Raw genomic sequence first — 24838 nt, forward strand, 5'->3', positions numbered from 1 at the left:
GAATAGAAAGTGAGGAATAACAATGGGACAAGGGAACCGCGGAATAGCTTTTGAGAAGCTTATTAATCTAGCGAATGAAATGTATCAAAGAGAGGGATTGGCGCTTATAAACAAGCGTCCAACTACTGTGAAGGTGTTAAAGAGTAAAGGTGGCCGTGTACTAAATGGATTCTATGAAGCTAAAAGTACAGTAGACTATGACGGCGTGTACAAAGGACGAGCTATTGCATTTGAAGCGAAGTCTACTGAGAATCCTACACGATTTGATCTAAAAAACATCGCGCAGCACCAATTAGATTATTTGGAAAAAGCAGAGAGGATGGGGGCGGTTTGTTTCTTCCTTATTGAATTCAGCAAGGATAAGTCAGTCTTCTTGGTACCACTAACAGTCATTCAATCTTATGTAAGGATGTCTCATCAACCTAAGGGCAAGAAGTCTATATCAAGAGCAGACTTTGATATTTACGGGTACCTGTTAGATCAGACAGAACGAGCGCCAGTTGATTACTTACAATACATTGATGAGCAAGGATTTACACCGATAATAGATGGCATGATTCAATTTGATCAGGACCATAAGAGAGTAGCAAATGACATTGAAGCAGCGAAAGAGAAAATGAACAACAAGAAACGTAAATTATTAAAGGCTTAATGGATAGCGGAACGATGGCGAGTAGATAGTGGGGCGACGTACTAACCGTCGTTCCCTTATTCAACAATGAGATATTAAAATTTCACGTACCTTATGTGATGTTAAAATTACAAATTCAGAAATAGGGGGATTCTTTCATGGAGAGACAATGAACTTTATTACCAGCTATCGATGATAAGAAAGTACAAAAGGAAGTAGTAAGCATATTAAAGGAATACAGAGCACTCAAGATGCGATTCAGTAATGAAGTGGAGCAAGAAGGAATCAGTTTGTTTCCTGAGTTACGTGATTCAAGGAATACGAGTAAATGGAAGGTGCAGCAGGTTGAGAAGGCGCTTAATAATTTACTAGATGAAGATGAGCGTAAGATTGTTGAGCGGAAGTTCCTGACAAACGAGAGAGTAAAGGATTCAGACGTTTATCATGACCTACTACTCAAGAAGACATATTTCTATGAGAAGAAGCAGAGTGCCGTTAAATTGATTGCTACAGCATTAGGGATAATCTAAAAACCGCGAACAAAATGCGAACTTTTTGGGGGACTAAATAAAAACGTGAAAATTATAAGCTATTCCTATAAACAGTTCTTTGAAAGAAGAATACGTTTTGGGGATAGCGTTCCCATTATAATAACGTTACTCGGTGACGCGGAGGCTAGAGGGAATAAGAGCTTCCCGAAATTATTTATATTTATCATTCAGCTCGGAATGCGTCCTCTGGGTTGATAATAAATATAAGTCTATTTCTCTGATATGTCGTTTCTTGAAAATGGAATGGGGGTGGTTGCTCATGATTGAGTGACACTTGCGTTCTAAAATTCTAAAAATGTATGCGTAATCTCGTTCATTAGTAATTACTCACGATTCTTATTAATGACCAAAATGAGAGCAGAGAGCTTTCGCTCTTTGTTTGAGAAAATACAGCGGAAGCATTCCCCTTCCGTCCCTCTAGTGTATTGGTTCAGACAAGGCGTCGGAAGAAATATATACGTCTTGATATTAATCCTTTATAATTCGATATTGGTCTGCAAAGGTGAAAATGACATTAAGTAGCCGAAGTATTGAGCCGACTCTACGGAGTATAAACGAGAAGATTCTTAGTCTTCTCCCAGTCACCGAACTAACCAAATGTGAAGCGTGTAGCTAATATATAGTGTTGCGGTGACTTGGAGAAGGTTGAGAGTTATCTTGACCTTTGAAGAGGAACTTTTGCCATTTGTCTTTTTATTTCTCTCTATTAAATATGTGAACTATGGGGAGTTTTGTAAAACATAACTTTTGAATTATGTAATAAAAGTATATATAATTATACTAATGTCAATATATTAACTGGTTAAAAATGGGGAAAGAAAAATGAAGATTAAATTTGATGTAGTTAAAGATGAAAATTTTGATTTTACTTTATTAGAAACAAAATTGCTGAAAACTTTTAAAGAAGTAGATAATGTAGCAATAATTGAAAAGGTTGAAGATAAAATTTTTGAAAAAGATGATGTGCAAACCCATTTAGCGGAGATTACTATTAATGTTACAGGAAATAATATTGGATATAGATCAGTTTCAGCTAGTATATTCATTGTTCTAGAAAGTCTATCAATAGAGCTATTCAATATTAATATTAGTATACATTAAGCATCCAAAATGGGTGCTTTTTTCTTTGTTATATATAAATTACACATTAAATCAGTGAACATTCTAATAAGACAAGCATATGATGAATTCGTGGGACGAGTTATCATAAGAGGTGAAACTTGGGGTGCCATACTTATTTGTTGAAGGGTACCTAATGACAAGTACTCTTTTTATTTTGCACCTTTTAATAAGGACAAGCATATATTGGAGTATGGGGTTGCCCCACTTCATATATTTGAGCACCTATCGATTATGGGTGCTCTTTTATTTTGTATAAAATTAACACTTGGATTAAAGGATATCTATATAAATTGGTAGAATCTAGTTGTTTGGTTCACATTTTAATCCAAGGGGTACAAATTCGATGCGACGTGAAAAGGATTTGTTGAAACAGTGGAAGGCGGATTTGCAAGCTGTGCAAGAAGAGAAAAGGCTGAAGAAGAAGGCTAAGAAAAAGAATAAAAGATATAGCATGCCTGGTAATACAGCTGACTTCATGAATGGAAAGGATACTTATCGTAAAGAGCATGGAGTATGGAAGCAAAGAAATAAATAATGTAAGGATAAATGAGTTTGATTAAGTTTATAGCAATTATCGTAGGCGCTGCCGTGATCTGGGTGGCGTCTTGTTTGTTGTTAAGGAAAGATAACAAAACAAACGAACACAATGAACGAAAAAATAAATGAATAATGTCTCAAAAACATTAGATCCGAAGACCATTGAAAAGAAATGGTTTTGCTTTCAACAAATATTAGGACGTAACGTAGCAATTGAAGGTGATATTAAAAAGTTTGTACTTAATGTATTTCATTCGGATGCAGGACTACAACCATACAATTACAGTTATAAGAAATGGCAGCCACTATTGAAAAAGTATCGTATTCCTGTTGTGGTGGGCCGGGACCAATTTGGAAACATGATTACGTATAACATGATTGGTTCAAATACACCGCATTTATTGATTGCTGGAGAGACAGGAAGCGGAAAAAGCAGTATGGTACGCGTTGTATTATCTACACTTATTCAATGCATGTCACCTGATAAATTACATTTGTACCTGGGTGACTTGAAGAATTCCGAATTTCACTTTTTACGAAGAGTCAAACACGTAAAAGAGGTTTGCATGGAAGAGATTGAAATGAAGATTATGCTGCAGAGAGTGTGGAAGGAAATACGCGAACGTAGAAAACTAATGGAAGAGTATGAAGTTGATCACATCGATGAATACAACAAATTGAATCCTCACAATCAGAAACCATATATCTTACTTGCTATTGATGAAGTGGCAATGCTCCAGGATGAAAAAGAGTGTATGGTTATAATTGAAAAAATATCAGCCGTCGCGAGGGCACTTGGTGTCTTTCTCATGCTCAGTATGCAACGTCCTGATGCAAAAAAGTATTAGATGGGAAGTTAAAGCTTAATATGACGGTAAGAATGGGTTTTAAATGCGATAGTACGATTAATAGTAATATTATGGGTACATCTGGTTCAGAACACTTGGAGCAATTGGGCCAAATGATTCTAAAACTAAATGGATTAAAGAAAGTGCAAGCTCCATTTTTAGAATTAAGTAAGGCGAAACAGATTGTTGAAACTTATCGCATACCAAAAGAGGATATGACGCTTCAAAATCATTCACAAGAAGAGATTCCGTTGTTTGGGGTGTGTTAGACGATGAGGAATAGAGATAAAGCGATTCTAAGTAATCTGAAACGTTTTAGGTGTATGTCCCGTGATGACATTATCGACTTGCATTTTCAAGGATTAAATAACGCGGTTACTTGCTGTAATACCGTGATGAAACGATTAAGAAGAGACGGTCATGTGGATGCCAATATCTCGCAACAGCCATTTATATATTTCCCTCAACCTAGCACACTTCGCAAAACTAGCCAGAAGATTCCCCACTTCCTCGGTATTGTAGACGTATATAAACAGCTTATCCATTATGAAAAGCCGAAACTATTTAAAGTCGAACCGAAATACGGTAGAGACTATATGGAACCAGATGCATTTGCCATTTGGAATAAATCGCCATTCTTCATTGAGGTTCAGAAGTCTGTTTACAGTAAAAAGATTATGCAAGATAAAATAAACAGGTATGAGTTATATTTCCACAGTCAGGAATGGCATAACGAATCGTGGCAGCCGAAAGGATCTAAATTCTTCCCATCAATCCTCATTATTACTGATAAGCAGTACGATATTAATTCTTCTAATTTACGTATCTTCCAAGCTTCTTCAATTAACAATTTCATGGATAGTCTTGCAACGAAAATATAGTAACTCTTCCTTAACTAAACAGCACACCCAGTTTGGCCGTTGAATCTAGGAAGAGTTACAAGGGTAACAGACAATATATATGTTATGCCTAAGAATCGTAATATAGAATACTAAGCCCTAACCGGGGGCTTTTTTCTTTGCAGGAATTTTACACCAATCATGGAATACTGTCACTAGGAGGTGTTGTGACGCTATGACGGATGAGATTATTTATACCGCTAAAGACGTCTATAGTCGCTTAAAAGTGAGCGATAGCACACTAAGAAAGTATGTTGAAGTCCTCCAACGAGAATCCTACATGATTAAGAAGAATAAACAAGGTAAGAGAGAGTACACCGAGCATGACGTCATGGTGATAGAGAAGTTAATTGAACTCAGCAAGCATGACGGTATGACGCTAGAGAAGGCAGCGAAGATGATTGCGCAGCAAATAGAAAAAGTTAATCCGGATCTGATTCAAGAAGAGGCTGAGGAAACGGACTTAGTGCCATTCCACATTAAACAGCAACTACAGGAACAGTACAGCGTTATGACACAAGAAGTGAATCAGAGCATGTTAGCAATGGAGAAGCGATTAAGTGAGCAGGCGAAGCAAAGTAATAAAGAAATTAAAGCGAGCGTAGAAGCACATAATGAACGAGTGGAAAAAAGATTGGAAGCGCGAGATGAGACGCTTATGAAGACACTACGTGAGATGCAGGAAACGAAGAGATTGATGCAGGAGTTTCGTGATGAGGTTGCTGCAGCGAAAGAGAAGAAGCCGTGGTGGAAGTTCTGGTGAGAATAAGAAGGGGTACCGCCAGCATTTCAGAAAAAAACAGGCTAAGATTATGCAAGATTTTATACAGTTTTTCAGCTAATCCAGTAACAAACGAGAACCCTAAAACCCACGTCAGGATAGGAATGTAAAAAAAATGAATAGAGTCATAGAAAAAGAAAAAGACGGATCTCTACTCTTACAAGGAATTCGCCTTTTTCTTGCTACTGATAATGAGACGTTATGTTAACCGAGTATGTATACAATATTCAACCGAAAACAAACAACATATCACCTCTCTCAAATGGTAAAATAGGGGAAAATGATATTCTAAATAATACCTTTAGAAACCACTATTTATCACATAGGAGTTACCGAAAAAAAGTAAAGTAAAGGGGGGGCATAAGTGAAATATATTAATGGATTGTACATATCACTTATATTGATGATGTTCATTAATTTACTTAATATTACAATTTTTGATAATAAATACTCAGGGATAACAATGTATATCTCTTCCGTTATATTCACAATTGGAAGCGCATTTTTCATAAATGCAAAACGGCTTAAAATTAGTGAGAAAAAATAAAACAAAAAAGTGATATTAAGTCCTCCAGTTAAACAAACTAGAGGACTTTTAATAGTCTTCTAAATATATTGAATCCCTATAATAGGACGTTATGTTAACCTTATATGAATACTATATTCATGGGTAAGAACAAATGTTTGTAATTTGTTTAGAAAATTTAGTAAACTTGTTTATGAGGCTAAGTGAGAGGAGAAATATAAATGAATACAATTGATTTATTGTTATTAAACTTAACAGAAGTTAGAAGACGGAGTATAAAAATATGGAAAACGATTCCTAGCGATAAATTGGATTGGAAACCAGATGAAAAAGCTATGACTTGTTTAGAGATGATTCGGCATGTACTGGAATCAGAGCATTATTATCATCTGGCTATTGAAAATAGGGGAAGTCTGAAAGAGTATAATTCTCCATTTGAAAACAGACTTTTTTTATCTGTCGAAGATGAACTGGATTTTGCTGAGATATATCACAAACAATTTTTAGATACTGTTCATTCTTTTTCTAATGAAGATCTAAATACAATTAAAATTGATCGTTCAAATGTAGGGTATATTCGTTCTTTAGGGGATATGTTAATGCGTATAGCATATCATGAGGGTGTTCATACAGGACAAATGTTAGATTATATGAGAACAATGAAAATTGAACGCCCAAATATATGGGATTAATAATTTCACTACCAATAACGATAATTATGTAAATGAGCTGTCCATATGGGCAGCTTATTTTATTTTTTGCTTAGCGTGTTTTTTTTCCGAAATGCTGGGAGTACCCCATGTAGAAGTGAATTTATCCGGAATCTGAAAATGTGTAGAATCCAATACACGAATACGCCGAAAATAGTTTGTATACAAAGTTGGAATCTTGTTAGAAGAACAAAATTGTTGGTGAAGTAAATGTGCTAAGAGTTGTTGTAAAAACTTAACAGCCTGAGAATTAAAACGTTGATTGAGTCCTTCTGGACTCATAGAAATTCCTGTGTTAGCTTCCAATCGACTACATAATTGTATCAATGAAGTATGAGCTATATTTTGACTTAACCAAATACATAGGCCCACTAAATCTTGTGCGCGGTATTTACTTTTTCGTTTAACAAATCCTACATTTTTAGCTAATTGCTCTAAAGCATCAGGTGACATATATCGTTGCAACTCTTTAGAAAACAATTCTAGTTGATCAAAAATCGATAACTTCATATCAAAAACGCCATCCTTTCCTATGATTCTATAGAAAGAATAGCGTATTTTTTCATTTTAGGGGGGATTTTGTTTTGTTAACTTGATAGCGATGGGGTGCCTCAAAATCTTAGCTTGATGGATGTGAGGCGGTACCCCATAATATAGTGCTAAGTTTAAAAACTATAGGGATTTGTAAGTAGTTTTTACGAAATTATGAGTGTTTTTTATTTTGTATTTCAATAAGTTCATCTGGTATCACTTTTGTATAATATTCTTTTTCGGTTAGTTCAAATATAAATAATGCCTTTTTCCAGTTATAAACAACATCTTCTACATTGTGTTGTTTAATCTTTAATAAAGACTGACCTTTTAAATAGAATAGTTCACCTAATAGGTATAAAGTATTTAGATTAATTGCTAATTTGATGCCCTTATCAATATATTTTATTGCCTCTTCATGTTGATATGTGGAGGCCAAAGTTTTTGCTAAATTTAAAATGATTTTTAATTTAATTTCTTTATCTCTAGGAAAATCTAACTTATTAAAATTAGTTAAACATCTTTTTGATATAGTAATACTTTTTTCATATTCTTTATTTATCCCATGAAATATAGCCATTGTCTGCATGATATCTATTTCTCTTTCTGATAAACAATTAACATTCGTTACAGTTAGTTTTAATGCATGATTTAAAAGAGTTAAAGCAGTTTTTGTTGATCTATTCACCTCAAATATAGCAATTGCTTCATGCCATATTAGAAATTGTTTCTCTTCTTTTGTTTGAAAATTATTTAAGTTTTTCTCTTTTTTTACTATTTCATAAAGTTCTTTATATTGTTTTTGTTTTAAGCAATCTCTTATTACGTATTTTACATTTTCTGTATATTTAATTCTTTTGTTTTGAGTTAGTGCAAATATATTTTGTGGATCAATACCAAGTCTTTCTGATAATTGATATAACAATATGCTAGATGGATAAGTTTTACCTTTTTCTATCTTGCTAATTTGACTTTGTGAACATATTCTATTACATAATTCGGATTGTGATATATTTTTTTTAATTCTTAGTTCTTTAATGGTAATACCCAAATCGTTAAATTCCATTTTTCCACCTACTACTTAGCAATTTATTAGCATAATAATATTATCTAACTTTTAATGTAATTTAAAATCAATATAGTTGCAATTATTGTTTTAAATGACCTTTTACAGAATTCCATTATAAGAGACTAAATTTAACATTTGTCTAATTTTTTTGATAATAATACTAAGATTGTAAAACTTTATTTTTTCTTTCAGATGTAACTATTTATGAATAGAAGAATATTTTTTAACATTCAATATAATGTAAAATCAATATAGTTGCAATTGTTGTTTTTAAAAAACTTCAGTTTAATCACTTACATTATAAGGGAGATGCATAACAATAAATTAATTTATATATTTATCTGTAGGAATTTTTTTAATCTATTAATTTTATACTACGTTTACAAGTATTCTTAAACTTGGTATTCATGTATTGAAGTTAAGCTTTTACATATAAATGGGTTGATTTCTACAGATTTTAAAAACAAAATTAATAATATAATAAGCGTTTTATTCACTTTATTATACGAATCTACTATAAATGTTAAATTACATAAACATACCATAACTTTTTTGTATAATAGATCTCTGAAAAAATATCTATAGGGGGAAATGAAAATATGAAAAAACAGATTGCAGCATTTACGTTAGCAACGACTCTTGGCTTGAGCATTCAGCCAATTGTAAGTTCAGCCGAAACAGCTCAAAATATGCAAGCTACTGAACAGAGTGGTTGGGTAAAAGATGGAAATGGAACATGGTTCTACTTTGAAAATGGTGTAAAAAAAACAGGCTGGCTGAAAGATAATGATAGATGGTACTACCTAGATGCCAATAACGGTGGATCTATGAAAACAGGCTGGGTAAACGTAGAAGGAAAATACTATTATTTAGATATGGATTCAGACCCAAATAAAATTGGTGTGATGAAGACAGGCTGGCTGAAAGATAATGATAGATGGTATTACCTAGATGTCAATAACGGTGGATCTATGAAAACAGGCTGGGTAAACGTAGAAGGAAAATACTATTATTTAGATACGGATTCAGACCCAAATAAAATTGGTGTGATGAAGACAGGTTGGCTGAAAGATAATGATAGATGGTATTACCTAGATGCCAATAACGGTGGATCTATGAAAACAGGCTGGGTAAACGTAGAAGGAAAATACTATTATTTAGATACAGATTCAGACCCAAATAAAATTGGTGTGATGAAAACAGGTTGGGTAAAGGATAATGATCAATGGTATTACTTAGATGCTAATAACGGTGGATCTATGGTAACTGGATGGAATAGAACGGATGGAAAAATGAATTATTTCAAGGATAATGGTCAATGGATAAATACTCGTGAATTAACAGTAACGGCAACAGCATATACAAATGATCCAGCAGAAAATGGTTATAAGCCTGGACAACATGTATATACAAAAATGGGAGATGATTTAACTGCTAATCCTAACTTGAAAGTTATTGCAGTAGACCCATCAGTTATTCCTCTTGGATCAAAAGTTTACGTCGAAGGTTATGGAATAGCTGAAGCTAGAGATACTGGTGGCGCTATTAAAGGTAATAAAATAGATGTATTTATTCCTTCAAAACAGGAATCAAGTAATTGGGGAAGACAAACAGTTAAAATATATGTATTACCTAAAAACTAATTCATCAATATATCTATTTATAAATCTAGGAGGTTATTAAAATTATGAAAAAACAAATTGCAGCACTTACATTAGTGACAACTCTTGGCTTGAGCATTCAACCAATTGTAAGTTCAGCCGAAACAGCTCAAAATATGCAAGCTACTGAACAGAGTGGTTGGGTAAAAGATGGAAATGGAACATGGTTCTACTTTGAAAATGGTGTAAAAAAAACAGGCTGGCTGAAAGATAATGATAGATGGTACTACCTAGATGCTAATAACGGTGGGTCTATGAAAACAGGCTGGGTAAACGTGGAAGGAAAATACTATTATTTAGATACGGATTCAGACCCAAATAAAATTGGTGTGATGAAGACAGGTTGGCTGAAAGATAATGATAGATGGTACTACCTAGATGCCAATAACGGTGGATCTATGAAAACAGGCTGGGTAAACGTAGAAGGAAAATACTATTATTTAGATACAGATTCAGACCCAAATAAAATTGGTGTGATGAAGACAGGTTGGCTGAAAGATAATGATAGATGGTACTACCTAGATGCCAATAACGGTGGATCTATGAAAACAGGCTGGGTAAACGTAGAAGGAAAATACTATTATTTAGATACAGATTCAGACCCAAATAAAATTGGTGTGATGAAAACGGGTTGGGTAAAGGATAATGATAAATGGTACTACCTAGATGCCAATAACGGCGGATCTATGGTAACTGGACAAGCTACTATAGACGGCAAGACTTATGTATTTGCTGATAATGGTCAGTGGATTGAAAATGCTGGAGATATTAGTGCATATGGTTACCAGATGCCTATAAAAAATCCAAATGTGAGTTCAGGGTACGGACCTCGTTGGAATGAATCTCATAAGGGGATTGACTTTGCAGCAACAACAGGTACACCTATTATGGCTGCTAAATCTGGAACTGTAGAATTCTCTGGTTTTGGTTCACCTGGCTCATTTAATGATTATGGAAATGTTGTAGTTATCAAACATGAAGATGGATATTACACGTTATATGCCCACATGAGTGAAAGAATAGCTCATAAAGGGGATTATGTTCAACAAGGTCAAGTAATAGGTAAGGTAGGAGCGACAGGGAGAGTTACTGGTCCTCATCTACACTTTGAATTGAAAACGGAATATAAATTTGGTCAGATTAATCCAACATCATATTTACCATTTAAATAGAAGTTAAGATTCAATATTTAAAAGGGTAATATATTAAAATGTAGTAGTAAGAATGGAGAGGGAAATATGAAAAAACAGATTGCAGCACTTACATTAGCGACAACTCTTGGCTTGAGCATTCAACCAATTGTAAGTTCAGCCGAAACAGCTCAAAATATGCAAGCTACTGAACAGAGTGGTTGGGTAAAAGATGGAAATGGAATATGGTTCTACTTTGAAAATGGTGTAAAAAAAACAGGCTGGCTGAAAGATAATGATAGATGGTACTACCTAGATGCTAATAACGGTGGGTCTATGAAAACAGGCTGGGTAAACGTGGAAGGAAAATACTATTATTTAGATACGGATTCAGACCCAAATAAAATTGGCGTGATGAAGACAGGTTGGCTGAAAGATAATAATAGATGGTACTACTTGGATGCCAATAACGGTGGATCTATGAAAACAGGCTGGGTAAACGTAGAAGGAAAATACTATTATTTAGATACAGATTCAGACCCAAATAAAATTGGTGTGATGAAGACAGGTTGGCTGAAAGATAATGATAGATGGTACTACTTGGATGCCAATAACGGTGGATCTATGAAAACAGGCTGGGTAAACGTAGAAGGAAAATACTATTATTTAGATACAGATTCAGACCCAAATAAAATTGGTGTGATGAAAACGGGTTGGGTAAAGGATAATGATAAATGGTACTATCTGGATGGAAGTGCGGATGGTTCAATGAAAACAGGTTGGTTTCAAGAAGATAATCAATGGTATTACTTAGATGCTAATCAAGGCGGCGCAATGGTAACAGGTCAAGTTACCATTGGTGGCCAACAAGAATCATTTGATGAAAATGGACATTGGATATCTGTTAACAAATATGTAGCTGAAGCAAAGAAATATCTTGGTGTACCTTATGTATGGGGGGGAGCAACTCCAAGTGGATTTGATTGCAGCGGATTTATTTCCTATGTATATAAAGTAGCTAGACAAGATGCTGCAGGTTTCTATAACTCTGCTCAAAAAATTAGCAATCCGCAACCAGGAGACTTAGTGTTCTTTAAGAATACATATAAAAATGGTATCTCCCATATTGGTATTGTTGTTGGAGATGGAAGAATGATCCATGCTGGTGATAAAGGTATTGAATATTCTAATTTAAATAGTTCTTATAATCAACAGCACTTTGCAGGTTATGGTAGACTTAAATAAAGTAATAAAATTTAATGAAAAAATGATTTGATTTTCCTTGGTAATTGAAAAAGGTTTGTAAAGAAAAAAAGGAATCCGTAACGGGTTCCTTTTTTCGGTTCTGGTGCGAAAACTGGTTCTGTTACAACTCTTATTATTTAAGGAACTATTCAATATATACATAATAAATAAAGGTAAACATATGACTTTAAATCATCTTAGGAATTGTAGCCTTTATCATGAAATCATTTGTAAGTAAAAGGAGCAAACATATATCGTTTAGCCCCTTTTGTTGTTATAAAGTCTTTTAGTAAAACTTATATTTTTTTCATAAATGTACATAGCCTATATAATTATAAATAGAACTTGTTGTTAATCATCTTTCTAATAACCATTTCTTTTTAATGTGCGATAAATAGTTGTTCTATCAACATTTAAAAAATCAGCAATTTCCTGTCTTGTTTTTCCTTGTTCAAGTAACTCGAGTATCAAATCAGTTTTAGACTTATTAATTTTAGGAGTTCTCCCCAGTTTCCCGTCATTTTTGATGACTTTTGGGATACCCTAATTTACCGGACAACTTGGCCTAGCGGTAAACCTTCAGCGGTAAGCTTGATAAAGCCTGGCCAGCAGCTGAGGTCTGTAAACTTTCCTCCAAATTGAAGCCTGGAACTGATTCAATGCGAGAAAATGTTTCCATAAAAATTTTGAACGCTTTGTTAGCTTCCAATCTCGCCAGTGGCGCACCGAGACAAAAATGCGGCCCATTGCCAAACGTTTGATGCCGGTTGTTATTTTTTCGGTGAATATTCACAATAAATGGATCCTCGAATACATCCTCATCAAAGTTCGCCACGCTATTCCAAGTGATCACCAAATCACCTTTCTTCAACTCAACGCCTAGAACATTGTTATCTACTTTCACTTCACGGTCCAATACAATACTGTGGAAACGGTAACGCAGCATCTCCTCAACAAAATTAGGTACGAGGTTTATATTGTTTCTTAATTCTTCGTAAAGTTTAGGAGCATCATAAAGCAATGAGTAGAATGAATTAGCTAACAAAAGACTTGTTGTTTCAACACCCGCCGCAAGAAGAAACATAGTCACACGAACAACTTCTTCATCCGTAAACTTTTCTCCTTCGATTTCAACTTGAATCAAATCAGAAAGAATATCGTCTGAAAGCTGCTTTCTTTTTTCCACAACGATTGGATACAGATAATTAAAGTATTCCATCGCTGCCTTCGCCTTTTGTTGCCCCACTTCCTCGGCATTCTCACTATTGAACAGCATGAACAATATATCGACCCATTTCTTAAACAGTAGCTTGTCTTTGTTCGGGACCCCAAGCAAATCGGCCATTACTATGATTGGAAGGGGGGTTGTAAAATCTTTGACAATGTCGATCTCCGATTTATCCCCCATTTCGGCAATCAAATCGTTAATAATCTGTTCAATACGCGGCTCCCAATCTTTGAGACTTCTAGGGGTGAAAGCAGTTGAAAGCAGAGAACGTGACTTACGATGTTCCGGTGGATCCGTTTCATTAATCTTTAAGCGATCTGGGACGCTCCCTTCCTCTGTGTCTGTTCCGATCTGAGAAATGGAACGGTGGCGTTTACTTGAAAATAGTTCATAGTCTGTAAGAACTCGCTTAACGTCTTCATATTTGAAAACATTCCAAGTGTTCGTGCCCGCATGATAGTAAGTCGGATGCTCCATCAGCATTTTTTTATACCAAGAAAATGGAGCAAACTCTTCGGATTTAGTTTTAAAACCCTTAATTTCAGAAGTTGAAATGACTGTATTTTCCATACAAATCCCTCCATGTCTAATTAGAGTACAATAGAACAAAATTTGACTATCCAATCCGTCTAGCCCAGAAACATGCTTCCCTTATTACCTCCTGCATTGAGTGTTTTTAATACATTTATATACTAAGGAGTATATGTAATATAGTAAATAAGTTTAGATTAAATAGGGAGGTTCAGTTTTCATAAATTGTATAGTTAATCTACAAAAAAGAAAAAATGTAGATGAGAAATAATGAAGAACGGTTGGATTTACGTGTTAAACGTACACCTAAATTATTATGGGAGTCTGTATTTGAATTAATAATGCAATCAAAACAGAAATATAGTTCCATTACCATCAATCAAATCTATGATTGTGCGATGATGCATCGAACAACATTTTATAAACATTTTGAAGATAAAGATGCATTATTGGGGAACAACCAATTTCTTAAGTTGATGGGCATGCGGTAGGTTCAAAATAGATATTTTTTACTTAATTTGATATAATTTGGTTAATTATTCGTTTTACTCGATTCCCGACTCCGCAGGAGTGCTGCTGGTGCAGGCCCCAGTAAAAAATCCGATTAGAAATATTGTAAACAAAATTGTGAAATTAGGGGTGATGGGTATGAGCAAATTAGTTCCGTTAAAATTTAAAGGACTTGATGTGCGGTTACCATTTACCACGTTAAAATTTGATTATGATGCTGGGGAATCGGGTAAAGCGAATAATTACTAACCTGTTTTGTGCGAGCAATAAGAAACATTAAAACAAGCCATTTCGGCTCAAGTCAGAACGACTTTTAGGTCAAAAGACAGCTCTAAACGGAGCTGTCTTTTTGGTTTTATAGTCTTTTTTTCTTGAGCCCCGTTCGCATGCTAATACATTAATCAAACTGATCAACCAGATTCAATTTTTGTGGCTCCAAGAAATGTTGAAGTTGTACAAGAAATAGGGGTTTGTGTAGTAATGGAGCAAGAACGGCAATAAGGCTTAATCACATTATCAAAAACGATTATTTTTGGAACAATCGGATCTCAATCCATTTTCGCTTTTTTTCGCTGAAAACTTCTCCCAAAACTCACTTTAGAAACTATGTTCTAAAAATGTACGTTTTAGATTTCTTGCATGTAGTTTTAAATGAACGTTTTGATTCATCCGTAAAAGTATACCTTTTCGAACACACATAGGGGTACAGCCGAGATACGTGTAAAAATAGGTCATAGCGATACATTTTTTTCCAGACGTTATTTTTCGGAGACATTTGTAACATAAACGCGTTCGTTTTTGTTACGTTTTGTGTTTAGAAATATGGAATATCCTAATTGTTGAACTAGCTGTAACAAAATACTGTATCAAAAATAATTCGTAACATTATTAGTAAAACAGCTTTTTGTTACACCGAAATCTGATAATGGAAATAAAATATAGCCCATAACCTTAAATTACACGCATCTCGACTGAACCCTTTTTTATTTGAATTTAACATAATATTACGATGTAAAATTTTCTTATTTGCTGTAATATTAGGAAGGGATTACTTAAAGGAGTAGACAGATGAAAAGATTAAACAATACAACTTTTTGGGTTGCCGTAGGAGCAAATTTCATATTTTGTATAGCTTTGTATATTTATTTTACTTATCATTATGAACTTATTAATATTCACCCTGGTGAACCATATTTAGATACTGGACGTGATCTTACATATATAATTTATGCCTTAATGCTCCCATTAGTTATCGCCATTATTTCTTCAACTATGGCATTGAAAAAAAATAAAGATCACGCAAAATTGTTGGTTCCTAATATACACTTTTCCGTAATATTTTTGATATTCACTACCGCCTGGTTTCTTTTTATGTGTATTTATGGTTAAGCGCTACAAGTCTTAACATTAAATGATATGGTGCCCCCCTATAGGTAGTTACTTTGAGAAGTCAGCTAATTTTTTTCGTTTTGGCTTTTATTTTTCGTAAGTTGATGGGCATGTGGGCGGTACCCTTTATTGTAAAAAGACAACAAAGTTATTAAATTTTTAAACCTAAAACAAGCATAACCCCGTTCTAAATTTAGGACGGGGTTAAAATATAGTTTTTTAATTTTCGATATAAGATACTTAACTTTACTCAAAAATATAACAATAAAGTCGTTTGAAAATCTAAGGTTTATTCAAAAATAGCGCCCAATTGTTGAAGAAGATTCATTCTATCCCCTTAAGTCCCCAATATTTTTTAGGGAAAATAATTATTTCGTCTACATAATTAAATAAGCGATTGGACTTTGGGATAATTCAACATAAAGTTCTATTTTATATTTTTTTTTGCTGCATAATCACCATAAAAGTAAGTGTTCTCTAACTCACCGTATTTAGGAGAAGCAATTATAGTGTATTTACCATTTTCATCAACTTCAAACAAAGCTACATTATTATATTCCGATCCCCCATTTGAATCATCTACTAACATATCTATGTTGTATATCCCTTTTGTTAATACTCCACTTTTTTGAAAGTCCTCAATTAGATCTTGGGCCTTTGGAATAGTTTTAGACATGTCAAATTTAAATAGAAAATTTACTACACCTAAATACCTGACATTATAATTTTCACGTCGGGGGTCACTTGGTATTAATGTAGGTAAAAGTTTAGTAGTATCTATCTTTTGGGTCTTTTTAAAATCATCAAGTAGTTCTTGAGAATAAATTATATTAAACTCAAGGTTGTCGTAAGGAAATATATAAACAGGACCATTCTCTACTGAAATAAATTTATTAGGATATTTCACTAATCCATATTTTTTTATGATTTGTTCAATTACTTGAACTACTTCTGGATGTTGCTCAATATATGCACCCTTGAATTGTTCAAGATAGATATCGTCACTGTCATCATTTAAAATTTTCCAAGTACCTCTTTCGATCATTAGAAACGGATAAGCACGATATGGCTTTTTCATTTCTATATAAGTTTGATGGTCAACCCCTTGAAACCAATAATTATCTGTCTCAACAACAGAAAACCCACCTTGTATTCCATAGTTTGTTTTTAAATATTTTTGTATTGGTTGATTCAAATCATCTTTAGAGAAATTAGAGAAACATCCACTAAGAATTAAGATTGATGTACTTACTAAGATGACTTGAATCAATCTTTTAATACTCTTAATTTTTCACCCTACATTTCTAAAATTTTTATAATATTATAACATTCCCATTCAACTAAACTGCCACGTTGGCTAAAGTCCACTTCTTTACATTCTTAACGAGAAAATTAATAAAATCACTCCGTAATCTGGCCCAATTACTGAATAAAATGACCGGTATTTTTAAAACAACTTTATTATCTCTGTACATTTATAGTACTTCTATTTCTTCATGTCGGTAAGGTAATTCAAGCTCAAGTAAGATTATTACTTAAATAACATTTGTAAATGGACAGGCTCAGTAAACAGTATGTAAATTGTTAAAATATCACTCATACCTGTTAAAACAAACAAAGCGAGGGATATTATAATATTAATCCCTGCGTAGCTTCCTTCGTCTTGTAAAGCATATGCTATCAAGCCGAAGACCAAAGACATAAAAAGGAGAGTCATCTGTAAAATATCCAGTCCAACGGTTAATTTCACATCAGCTGGAGTGAAATCACCAACAGTATAATTGTATTTACCATATGTAGATAGCAGGATCCAACAAACAAGAAACAAAATTAGACAGCTTGATGCTATGGTGTTGTACTTCTTAGAACGCATATATCTTCCCTCTTATCCTTATAAAATAAATCAAAAAACAAAAAGCACTATTATGAAAGGAATGTTATCCTTCACAAGCACTTCTTGTTTAATGTTAACAAATATTAACAATCATTACGAATGTTTTTTAGCAGGCGGAAGTAAAATCGCATTGCCATCAAACTAAGATTTTGAAGTACCCCCTAAATGAAAATTTTCTTTCTCTATAGTTAGTTATTTTGAGAAGTCAGCTCATTTTTTCGTTTTGCTTTCCCCGTAGTATCATGTTATCCTTTAATGAGGGAATAAATGGAATTTTCACTTAAACATGTAAGGTTGGTTTTAGATGATAAAGAAATTTACTAGAGTAGTATTAATTGCAGTTATGCCAATTGGTCTTATTACCGGTTGTGGCACTACTGAAAAAGCTGAGGCACAAGAGCCGAAAGCAGACTATTGGGATTACTCATATGGTCGTGCGGGTATTTTAGTAAGCGGCAAAGCGAAAGAGCGTCAACAATACGAGATTGGGTATATTGACGATAATATGTTAATTGGAATCAATGAAAACATTGAGGACTGTATTACTTTAGACAATAAAGATGAAGCTGGTTACATTTGGAAACAAATAGAGCGCGGATCTATTATTGAAGTGCAATACGGTAAAGACCGCAACGACATCGTAGGCGTACAATTAGTAGGAGATCGTGAGCTATTCGAAATTAGTGACAAGCTAGATCGAAATACGATAAACGAGATCGTTGGAAAAGTTAAAGGTAATTTGTAATAAATACATATCGACACCAGAACGAGTATATGATTTATTTGAAAGTCGATTCCTTATCTCAAATAAGGAATCGACTTTTTATAATTATCTTTTTTGTAAGTTGTTTCTCCAAAAATAATAGCTAGTATCAATGGCTTTTTTAAGAAATCTTTGCAATCTTTTCATGCTCCAAAACCCAATATGATTACAGTAGACAAAAATCCGGTCTATCCTATAGCGATTGAGAGTCTTAAAAGGGAGATTTCACATTGAGTTCTCCCTTTTACAATTTACTTGAAAAATAATTTTCCCTTATAAGTCTCTATATAGATGCGCCCGTCTTTTTCTTCTTTTATTTTGCTATCAAAATGTTTTATCCAATCAACAATGCCTCGATCACTTTCTGTGACATTTTCTTTTACATATAGATATGAATTAATTGATTTATAAAATGTATAGTCAGTTAAAAGCCTTTGGCCAAGAGAAATAGGAATATCTGAATTTGGAGTCTCCTGAATTATATATGGAGATGGGAGAATGTTATTACTGTTAATATATACATAATATTTAGATTGATTAATTGCCCATTTTAGCCATATTAATTGAACTATTATGATAATTACAGTTACCATTTTTTGTGTTTTTTTGAAATTTTGCCCTGGAAAAGAATAATAAATGAAAGTAGGAATAGCAAATAAACTAATCCAAGCTACCCATTTGTCTATTGGTGCACCATTTATCCAAAAGATACATCCTAATGCTTTTATAAATAAAAATAAAAAAACAAGACTTGTGAAAATTATTGATAAATAGTGTATTTTATTTTTCATTGTTTTCTCCCCTAAATATATTTTTACAAAACGAATATAAAAAGAGTATTTTAAAAAGTGTATAGCATATAGATGTAAAGCCCAAAATAGTAACCTAAATTAAATATTGCAAGCATAACGCGTTGGTAAGTCTTACTGGCTCCAGCTGAAAATAAAACGCCTATAAGCGGTGCAAATAAACCAATTTTCCAAAAGATATTTGCTGATCCACCTATCTCTAATGTATCCTCATTTATTATAGTTAAAAGAGCGTAGGGTACACACAATAAAGATAATATAGCCCATTTGTTCAAAGTGCCACCTCTTTTCAATTTTTTAATATGAATAGAATATTAATTATATATATTAAAGTTTCGTTTGAGAAATTTCCACTTTAATAGGGGTACGGCACATGCCCATCAACTTAAAATTTTTTGAAATACCCAAAACGAAAATTTTGTGTATTATGCTCGTTTTTATTGTTTTGAGGTAACCCGTCCTTTTTAGCTTGATAGCGATGGGGTGCTACCCCATATAAAAATATAGTTATAGAAAAAGAGAGATTGGATTCCTTTTGAGAGTACGGATCCGCTTTTTTCTTGCTACTGATAATGAGACACTATATGGGTGTTTTTGCCCATCCCCCGAAAAGGTGGATTAAGACAGAATATACCAATTATTCATTAGGAAAAATAATACTTGAATGGGAGTTCAATATAAATTATTTAAATTAAAGTGGTGGTTCTGGTGCAAAAACTCCAAAATCCTTGCAAGTAATCTCCTAATCTTGGACATACTGATAGTATAACTCTAAAAAAGGTGCGTGATCAGTATGGAAAAGGAAAATCCGTTTAAATGGAAGCACTATCAGACTGATATTATCTTATTAACGGTAAGATGATACCTACGGTACAACCTAAGCTTTCGTGATTTGGTGGAAATGATGGATGAACGGGGCTTATCTATTTCTCATACCACGATTATGCGTTGGGTTCATCAGTATGGTCCTGAATTGGACAAACGAATTCGTCGTCACCTCAAGCAAACCAATGACTCTTGGAGAGTCGATGAAACATATATCAAAGTTAAAGGGCAATGGATGTACCTGTACCGTGCTGTTGATTCGAAAGGAAACACAATCAATTTTTATCTAAGCAAAACAAGAGACCAAAAGGCTGCAAAGCGATTCTTCAAGAAAGCTTTGCGGTCTTTCCATGCCTCTAAACTTCGTGTGATTACAGTTGATAAAAATCCAGCTTATCCAATAGCCATAGAAAAATTGAAGGAAGAAAAAAAGATGCCACTAGGCATCCAAATCAGGCAGATAAAATATCTGAATAACATTGTGGAACAAGATCATCGTTTTATTAAGAAACGAGTACGCTCTATGCTAGGATTCAAATGTTTTGACACAGCTACATCCATTCTTTCTGGAGTAGAAGCCATGCATATGATTAAAAAAGAACAGGTTGATTTACAGGATCAGTCTGTCCAAAATCAGAAAGAATTCATCCATCAATTGTTTGGACTTGCAACATAAGATATGATTCCGTTAGGAATCTATGCGCTTTATTATCTTTTATTCTATTTTTGCACCAGAACCTTGCATAATATAGCTGGTTTTTTTATTTCTTTAAAGATGGATGGGCGGTTTTTTTTGTATCCTCAAAAAGGAAAGGGCTGCTCATAAGTCGGTTTCACTTTTTAAACCATGAGGACTTTTTCAGTGCCTCCTCTTCCTTGTGGGAAGTCGACCCTTTTTTAAAACACAACAATTGACGTATTTTATCAAGAATCTACAGTTGTTTTTAATATTTCGAATTTCCCTTGTTTATCCACGGTAAACATGACATTATTATTACGACTGTCCGTTCCTCCTATGGTTGTTTCATTAGGGCTGGAATACATGGTCACAACAGCTATCTTATAAATGCCCTCTGTTAGCACGTGGCTCTTTTCGAAATCATCCATAATACTTTGAGCATTGGGAACAGTTTCACTATTTTTGTAGGTATTGTAATAGTAATTAAAATTGATAACTCCTATATAATTAGCATGATCTCTAGGTTTACTATCTTTTAACATTTTCATTATATTGTCAGTGTTTATTTTTTGATCACGTTTGAAATTTTCAATTAATTCCTTTTCTTTTTCTTTATCTATATGTATATCTAAATAGTAATAGAAATTTGGTTTATTTTTACGATAGGAGAATTCACTTAATAAGTTATACTTTTTTATTATCTTATCGGATTGTTTCAAAACATCACGATGTTGTTCAACATAAGCTCCTTTAAATATTTCTAGAAAAACATCATCGCTTCCATTTTTAACTATTTCATATGATTCTTTGTCTACAAGTAAATAAGCAAGAGTGCGGTATGGTTTTTTTATTTCCACGTAAGTCTGTTGATTAGAAGCTCCAAACCCACTATCAGTAGAAAGAATTTTAAAATCCCCATTCTTTATCCCGTAGTTTTCGGACAAATAATCTCCTATTGGTTTTTCTAATGGTTTTGTGTCTGTAGAGCAACCACTTAATAGGAATAGTGGTATGCTCAGTAAAAAGATAAAAACAGTTACTTTTGGTTTCCTCATTCAAGTTCTCCCTTTTCTATTATATACTTCATACAATCATAGTTAGGGTTTTTTCCCATCCTTTATTTAAATCCCCCTATGTTCATTTTTCATTCTTACCCTTCCTTAAACTACATTTTACCATTTTTAAAGATGAAAAAGGGACTCTCTTGTGAGAAGTCGTTCCTTATTTAAAATACAATAATCGTTGTATTAGGGGTCACCATACATCGCCATCAACTTAAGAATTTTCACTACCCCTAAGTACAAAAAAACGTTATTTTTTCTTATTCCCTCTTTTCGGGAGATGGACATGTATGGTGAGGCCTCTTATGTTTTTTGTTTAGTGAACAGATAAGCCATTCTAAAATTACTGTATGCAGACGTAAATACAGCCATTTGTAAAAAAGTCATGGAGGGATATTATGTTAAATTTTTATGTAACACTGTTTCTTATATTCGGTACTGCAATATTCTTATTTTTTAAGTCTGGTTCACCAAAAATTAAGGCTAAAAACCTATCGTTGATAATGGTCTGTTTAGGGATAAATCTACTCACAAGTCCAATGGCTTTTTTTTATAGGCGGGATGGCAACAGCCCCTCCAGATAGTACTGCACTTGATTTTTAGGGAGGATTTCTCTTCATTCGGGGAATACCGCTTCTCATACTACTTGCAGCTTTTTTGAAGTTGGCACTAGCAAAGAAAACAAAACAAATATAGAAGCATATAATGAATAGGTGGATTCCTTGTGAGAGTAGGGATCCACTTTTTTCTTGCTATCAATAATGAGACGTTATGTTAACCGAGCATGTATAGAATATACATTCAAAAATCCTAACAAATCGATTGCCCCAAATGGTACAATTAGGAAAAGGGAAGTGAACAGGTTGGTCTTATATCATCCGTTTAAAATGGCTAGCAAGCATTGCATTACTTTGGGCAAACCTTGCTAATTTGATTCCAAATCAGGTTACTTCCCTAAGTATCTATATCGTTATGAATTTGATTGCACTGGGAACCAATCTGAAGGGCTTTATCGGCTTAAAAAGAAAAAATATTGAGAGCAGATCATGTCTCCCTCAAAATGGGATAGGATTTACGGTGCAACATGAATTTCATTGAATTAAGTGTAGGAGGAATTCGGATGGATGAAGTACCAAAAAATAAAAATAAAAACCTGTTGTTATTGATTTATCTTAGTTTAGGATTGAATCTCATCACAGCTCCATTAGCATTGTTTATAGGCGGGATGACAACAGACCCTCCAGACAGTACTGAACTTGATTTTTTAAAAGGACTTCTCTTCATTCAAGCAATACCACTTTTCTTATTGTTTATATTTTTGGCATGGTACTTTATCCGTAAGAATAAATATGCTTATGCTGGAATAGCCTTTTTTTTGTCTGTTATCATACTAGTTACCCCTATTGTTTGGATATATGATATGTATAATTCTTTCGCTAAGAAGGTCTTTTTAATACCTGATGGTTACAAAGGATGTGTGGGTGTCCTTTATAACATCAAGGATGCACCACCCCTAAAAATTGAAGATAAGAAAATTATATATCAAGTAACTAAAGATGGACTATTAAAAACATCATCGAATGAAAGGATTGGTAGGAAAAGTGACCTTGATTCTGGATGGGGTAATGTAAAATACTATTATGTAGACAAAAGCGGAAACCAAATTAAGAGCTTAGAAGAAGGCAAAGATATTCACAATACATCAGTATCATCGCAAGCTGGATTGACATATTCGCAATTCTTTATAGGAACAAAGAAAGAAGCAGAAAAACATCCACAATTCTCAATGTGTTTTAACGAAAAACAACAACTACAAATTGATCATAAGTAAGTCATTTATTCATATCGATGATTAAGAGAAAGCATCTGCGGTAGACCAAAGTCAAGTATAATTCTTTATTAATGTGTTTTATACATCCAATCATATTTAATGGAGTCGTTTTGAAAAATGGAACTTCCGCTAACGATCATTATGTAAATAAGCTGTCCATGTGGACAGCTTATTTACATAAAATTCGTTATCAGAAGTTCTTCTTATGTAAAATTGCTGCTATAGATTCTTCTACTTCTTGTTCTGTTTTGAAACCAACATCAAGAATCATTGTGGTGCTAAAATGCTTATACCAGCTCTTTTCTTGATTATAAAATTTCAATTGTTCTTCAAAGGAATTTCTACTCCTGGTTTTATCTGTTTCTTTTCGTTCACGTAATATTTCTACTGGAGCATCTAAATATAAAATTAAGTTAGAGCGACAGTTTCTAAGTTCTTGTAATTCTTGATTTAATTCAGTTTCAACATCCCAGTTCTCTTCTACAGATTTCGGAAAATGCAAAGTGTAAAACTCAATATCTTCTGGACCACGATCTAATAATACAATTCCCTCAGGTAGAGTTTTAAACCTTTCGATCTCAGCTTGAATAAATAACCTTTGGTTATGTACAAACCCTTCCTTTTTTCGAATATCTAAATTGAGTTCTTTTCTTTTTTGTACAATTGGATATGGATTCTCATAGAAGACATGTAAATTTTTGTACTTTTTTTCAAGATTTCTTGCTAATGTTGTCTTTCCAACTGCCATACCACCTTGCAAAGATATTATAAACTTCATAAAATCCCCCCATTCTTAAATGTATACCCTATACATTTAAAGTTAACATAACACATCATTATCAGTAGCAAGGACAAGGAGGAATCTTCCCCTTACAAGGGAACCTCCTTTCTTTGTTCTATCGACCTATGCATTTTTTATACATTCCTATCCTGGCACGGTTTTAGGGTTCTTGTTTGTTGTTGGATCAACAAAAAAAACTGTATTAAATCTTGCATGCTCCTAGGGGTCACTATATATGAACACTACGTATTTGACTTTCTCAATGACCAACATTACTTAACGTGGTAAAATAGTAT

Annotated in this window: 23 protein-coding genes and 6 pseudogenes; 19 read left to right on the forward strand and 10 right to left on the reverse strand. The window is 33.6% G+C overall.

The annotated features are described in order from the left end of the window. The first annotated feature begins 22 nt into the window (after positions 1-22). The 9 genes and pseudogenes from Q3V31_RS25910 (at position 23) to Q3V31_RS25950 (ending at position 6587) form a co-directional block, all read left to right on the forward strand. Entirely contained in the window at positions 23-652 is a 630-nt protein-coding gene (locus Q3V31_RS25910) for a Holliday junction resolvase RecU (RefSeq protein WP_329767471.1), read from the forward strand. A 167-nt stretch (positions 653-819) separates the two neighbouring features. Further along, positions 820-1161 carry an ArpU family phage packaging/lysis transcriptional regulator gene (locus Q3V31_RS25915; protein ID WP_329767510.1) on the forward strand — a complete coding sequence of 114 codons (342 nt, stop codon included), beginning with the start codon at positions 820-822 and terminating at the stop codon, positions 1159-1161. Between the two features lie 843 nt (positions 1162-2004). After that, positions 2005-2283, forward strand: coding sequence for a hypothetical protein (locus Q3V31_RS25920; protein ID WP_000693592.1), 279 nt, complete (start codon positions 2005-2007; stop codon positions 2281-2283). Positions 2284-2647: 364 nt separating this feature from the next. After that, on the forward strand, positions 2648-2839 hold the full coding sequence (locus tag Q3V31_RS25925; protein ID WP_001250603.1) for a hypothetical protein: 192 nt from the start codon (positions 2648-2650) through the stop codon (positions 2837-2839). Positions 2840-2987: 148 nt separating this feature from the next. Then, positions 2988-3958, forward strand: a pseudogene (locus Q3V31_RS25930) (FtsK/SpoIIIE domain-containing protein); the annotation flags it as partial. Between the two features lie 3 nt (positions 3959-3961). Beyond that, positions 3962-4570 carry a replication-relaxation family protein gene (locus Q3V31_RS25935; RefSeq protein WP_329767472.1) on the forward strand — a complete coding sequence of 203 codons (609 nt, stop codon included), beginning with the start codon at positions 3962-3964 and terminating at the stop codon, positions 4568-4570. A gap of 193 nt (positions 4571-4763) precedes the next feature. Then, on the forward strand, positions 4764-5351 hold the full coding sequence (locus Q3V31_RS25940) for a DUF3967 domain-containing protein (protein WP_000128969.1): 588 nt from the start codon (positions 4764-4766) through the stop codon (positions 5349-5351). Positions 5352-5733: 382 nt separating this feature from the next. Further along, on the forward strand, positions 5734-5916 hold the full coding sequence (locus Q3V31_RS25945) for a hypothetical protein (protein WP_329767473.1): 183 nt from the start codon (positions 5734-5736) through the stop codon (positions 5914-5916). A gap of 200 nt (positions 5917-6116) precedes the next feature. Continuing rightward, complete coding sequence (locus Q3V31_RS25950; RefSeq protein WP_329767474.1) at positions 6117-6587, forward strand: DinB family protein; 471 nt, start codon at positions 6117-6119, stop codon at positions 6585-6587. Between the two features lie 105 nt (positions 6588-6692). On the opposite strand, the pseudogene Q3V31_RS25955 reads toward Q3V31_RS25950, so the two are convergent. Next, a pseudogene (locus Q3V31_RS25955) lies at positions 6693-7115 on the reverse strand (transposase); the annotation flags it as partial. 193 nt (positions 7116-7308) lie between these two features. Continuing rightward, the gene (locus tag Q3V31_RS25960) at positions 7309-8202 is read right to left on the reverse strand and encodes a helix-turn-helix domain-containing protein (protein ID WP_329767475.1); all 894 of its coding nucleotides are present in this window, start codon (positions 8200-8202) and stop codon (positions 7309-7311) included. Positions 8203-8804: 602 nt separating this feature from the next. Between Q3V31_RS25960 and Q3V31_RS25965 the strand changes: the two genes are divergently transcribed. From Q3V31_RS25965 to Q3V31_RS25975, 3 genes are all read left to right on the forward strand, one after another. Next, positions 8805-9848, forward strand: a complete 1044-nt coding sequence (locus tag Q3V31_RS25965; RefSeq protein WP_329767476.1) for a 3D domain-containing protein — start codon at positions 8805-8807, stop codon at positions 9846-9848. A gap of 44 nt (positions 9849-9892) precedes the next feature. Continuing rightward, positions 9893-11038 (forward strand): peptidoglycan DD-metalloendopeptidase family protein, encoded by a 1146-nt coding sequence (locus Q3V31_RS25970; RefSeq protein ID WP_329767477.1) that lies wholly within the window; start codon positions 9893-9895, stop codon positions 11036-11038. Positions 11039-11104: 66 nt separating this feature from the next. Continuing rightward, the gene (locus Q3V31_RS25975) at positions 11105-12241 is read left to right on the forward strand and encodes an NlpC/P60 family protein (RefSeq protein WP_329767478.1); all 1137 of its coding nucleotides are present in this window, start codon (positions 11105-11107) and stop codon (positions 12239-12241) included. Positions 12242-12604: 363 nt separating this feature from the next. On the opposite strand, the gene Q3V31_RS25980 is transcribed toward Q3V31_RS25975, so the two are convergent. After that, a complete protein-coding gene (locus Q3V31_RS25980; RefSeq protein ID WP_329767511.1) occupies positions 12605-12781 on the reverse strand; it encodes a helix-turn-helix domain-containing protein in 177 nt (58 codons plus the stop codon). A 25-nt stretch (positions 12782-12806) separates the two neighbouring features. Beyond that, the gene (locus Q3V31_RS25985; protein WP_329767479.1) at positions 12807-14039 is read right to left on the reverse strand and encodes a cytochrome P450; all 1233 of its coding nucleotides are present in this window, start codon (positions 14037-14039) and stop codon (positions 12807-12809) included. A 221-nt stretch (positions 14040-14260) separates the two neighbouring features. Here Q3V31_RS25985 and Q3V31_RS25990 point away from each other — a divergent pair. Next, a pseudogene (locus tag Q3V31_RS25990) lies at positions 14261-14452 on the forward strand (TetR/AcrR family transcriptional regulator); the annotation flags it as partial. A gap of 1126 nt (positions 14453-15578) precedes the next feature. Further along, a complete protein-coding gene (locus tag Q3V31_RS25995; protein ID WP_329767480.1) occupies positions 15579-15899 on the forward strand; it encodes a hypothetical protein in 321 nt (106 codons plus the stop codon). A 427-nt stretch (positions 15900-16326) separates the two neighbouring features. Here Q3V31_RS25995 and Q3V31_RS26000 read toward each other — a convergent pair whose 3' ends face one another. Both Q3V31_RS26000 and Q3V31_RS26005 read right to left on the reverse strand, forming a co-directional pair. Next, entirely contained in the window at positions 16327-17187 is an 861-nt protein-coding gene (locus Q3V31_RS26000) for a hypothetical protein (protein WP_329767512.1), read from the reverse strand. A gap of 243 nt (positions 17188-17430) precedes the next feature. Next, positions 17431-17772: a hypothetical protein gene (locus Q3V31_RS26005; protein WP_053446178.1), complete on the reverse strand. Its 342-nt coding sequence runs from the start codon at positions 17770-17772 to the stop codon at positions 17431-17433. Between the two features lie 325 nt (positions 17773-18097). Here Q3V31_RS26005 and Q3V31_RS26010 point away from each other — a divergent pair, with 325 nt between their 5' ends. Further along, on the forward strand, positions 18098-18538 hold the full coding sequence (locus tag Q3V31_RS26010) for a hypothetical protein (protein WP_000591645.1): 441 nt from the start codon (positions 18098-18100) through the stop codon (positions 18536-18538). Positions 18539-18673: 135 nt separating this feature from the next. After that, positions 18674-18778: pseudogene (locus Q3V31_RS26015) on the forward strand (IS6 family transposase); the annotation flags it as partial. 29 nt (positions 18779-18807) lie between these two features. On the opposite strand, the gene Q3V31_RS26020 reads toward Q3V31_RS26015, so the two are convergent. After that, positions 18808-19347 carry a hypothetical protein gene (locus tag Q3V31_RS26020; RefSeq protein ID WP_000790910.1) on the reverse strand — a complete coding sequence of 180 codons (540 nt, stop codon included), beginning with the start codon at positions 19345-19347 and terminating at the stop codon, positions 18808-18810. Positions 19348-19397: 50 nt separating this feature from the next. Continuing rightward, positions 19398-19640, reverse strand: coding sequence for a hypothetical protein (locus Q3V31_RS26025; protein WP_001045664.1), 243 nt, complete (start codon positions 19638-19640; stop codon positions 19398-19400). Between the two features lie 518 nt (positions 19641-20158). Between Q3V31_RS26025 and Q3V31_RS26030 the strand changes: the two are divergent. Further along, positions 20159-20866 (forward strand): annotated as a pseudogene (locus tag Q3V31_RS26030) (IS6 family transposase). 248 nt (positions 20867-21114) lie between these two features. On the opposite strand, the gene Q3V31_RS26035 reads toward Q3V31_RS26030, so the two are convergent. Further along, on the reverse strand, positions 21115-21924 hold the full coding sequence (locus Q3V31_RS26035; protein ID WP_199692227.1) for a hypothetical protein: 810 nt from the start codon (positions 21922-21924) through the stop codon (positions 21115-21117). 404 nt (positions 21925-22328) lie between these two features. Here Q3V31_RS26035 and Q3V31_RS26040 point away from each other — a divergent pair. Continuing rightward, positions 22329-22626, forward strand: a pseudogene (locus Q3V31_RS26040) (hypothetical protein). A 424-nt stretch (positions 22627-23050) separates the two neighbouring features. Further along, positions 23051-23761 (forward strand): DUF6843 domain-containing protein, encoded by a 711-nt coding sequence (locus Q3V31_RS31020; protein ID WP_199692226.1) that lies wholly within the window; start codon positions 23051-23053, stop codon positions 23759-23761. Between the two features lie 190 nt (positions 23762-23951). Here Q3V31_RS31020 and Q3V31_RS26055 read toward each other — a convergent pair whose 3' ends face one another. After that, positions 23952-24539, reverse strand: a complete 588-nt coding sequence (locus Q3V31_RS26055; protein ID WP_329767481.1) for an AAA family ATPase — start codon at positions 24537-24539, stop codon at positions 23952-23954. Positions 24540-24838: the final 299 nt, after the last annotated feature.

This window comes from Bacillus nitratireducens, assembly GCF_036320425.1.
GTDB classification, from domain to species: Bacteria; Bacillota; Bacilli; order Bacillales; family Bacillaceae_G; genus Bacillus_A; species Bacillus_A nitratireducens.

Coding starts and splice junctions, on each gene's coding strand:
- Q3V31_RS25985 (WP_329767479.1), bottom strand. CDS start 14,039: ATGGAAAATACAGTCATTTCAACTTCTGAAATTAAGGGTTTTAAAACT.
- Q3V31_RS26010 (WP_000591645.1), top strand. CDS start 18,098: ATGATAAAGAAATTTACTAGAGTAGTATTAATTGCAGTTATGCCAATT.
- Q3V31_RS26055 (WP_329767481.1), bottom strand. CDS start 24,539: ATGAAGTTTATAATATCTTTGCAAGGTGGTATGGCAGTTGGAAAGACA.
- Q3V31_RS26035 (WP_199692227.1), bottom strand. CDS start 21,924: ATGAGGAAACCAAAAGTAACTGTTTTTATCTTTTTACTGAGCATACCA.
- Q3V31_RS25970 (WP_329767477.1), top strand. CDS start 9,893: ATGAAAAAACAAATTGCAGCACTTACATTAGTGACAACTCTTGGCTTG.
- Q3V31_RS25995 (WP_329767480.1), top strand. CDS start 15,579: ATGAAAAGATTAAACAATACAACTTTTTGGGTTGCCGTAGGAGCAAAT.
- Q3V31_RS25920 (WP_000693592.1), top strand. CDS start 2,005: ATGAAGATTAAATTTGATGTAGTTAAAGATGAAAATTTTGATTTTACT.
- Q3V31_RS25965 (WP_329767476.1), top strand. CDS start 8,805: ATGAAAAAACAGATTGCAGCATTTACGTTAGCAACGACTCTTGGCTTG.
- Q3V31_RS31020 (WP_199692226.1), top strand. CDS start 23,051: ATGGATGAAGTACCAAAAAATAAAAATAAAAACCTGTTGTTATTGATT.
- Q3V31_RS25910 (WP_329767471.1), top strand. CDS start 23: ATGGGACAAGGGAACCGCGGAATAGCTTTTGAGAAGCTTATTAATCTA.
- Q3V31_RS25975 (WP_329767478.1), top strand. CDS start 11,105: ATGAAAAAACAGATTGCAGCACTTACATTAGCGACAACTCTTGGCTTG.
- Q3V31_RS26020 (WP_000790910.1), bottom strand. CDS start 19,347: ATGAAAAATAAAATACACTATTTATCAATAATTTTCACAAGTCTTGTT.
- Q3V31_RS25925 (WP_001250603.1), top strand. CDS start 2,648: ATGCGACGTGAAAAGGATTTGTTGAAACAGTGGAAGGCGGATTTGCAA.
- Q3V31_RS25935 (WP_329767472.1), top strand. CDS start 3,962: ATGAGGAATAGAGATAAAGCGATTCTAAGTAATCTGAAACGTTTTAGG.
- Q3V31_RS26005 (WP_053446178.1), bottom strand. CDS start 17,772: ATGCGTTCTAAGAAGTACAACACCATAGCATCAAGCTGTCTAATTTTG.
- Q3V31_RS25960 (WP_329767475.1), bottom strand. CDS start 8,202: ATGGAATTTAACGATTTGGGTATTACCATTAAAGAACTAAGAATTAAA.
- Q3V31_RS25950 (WP_329767474.1), top strand. CDS start 6,117: ATGAATACAATTGATTTATTGTTATTAAACTTAACAGAAGTTAGAAGA.
- Q3V31_RS25940 (WP_000128969.1), top strand. CDS start 4,764: ATGACGGATGAGATTATTTATACCGCTAAAGACGTCTATAGTCGCTTA.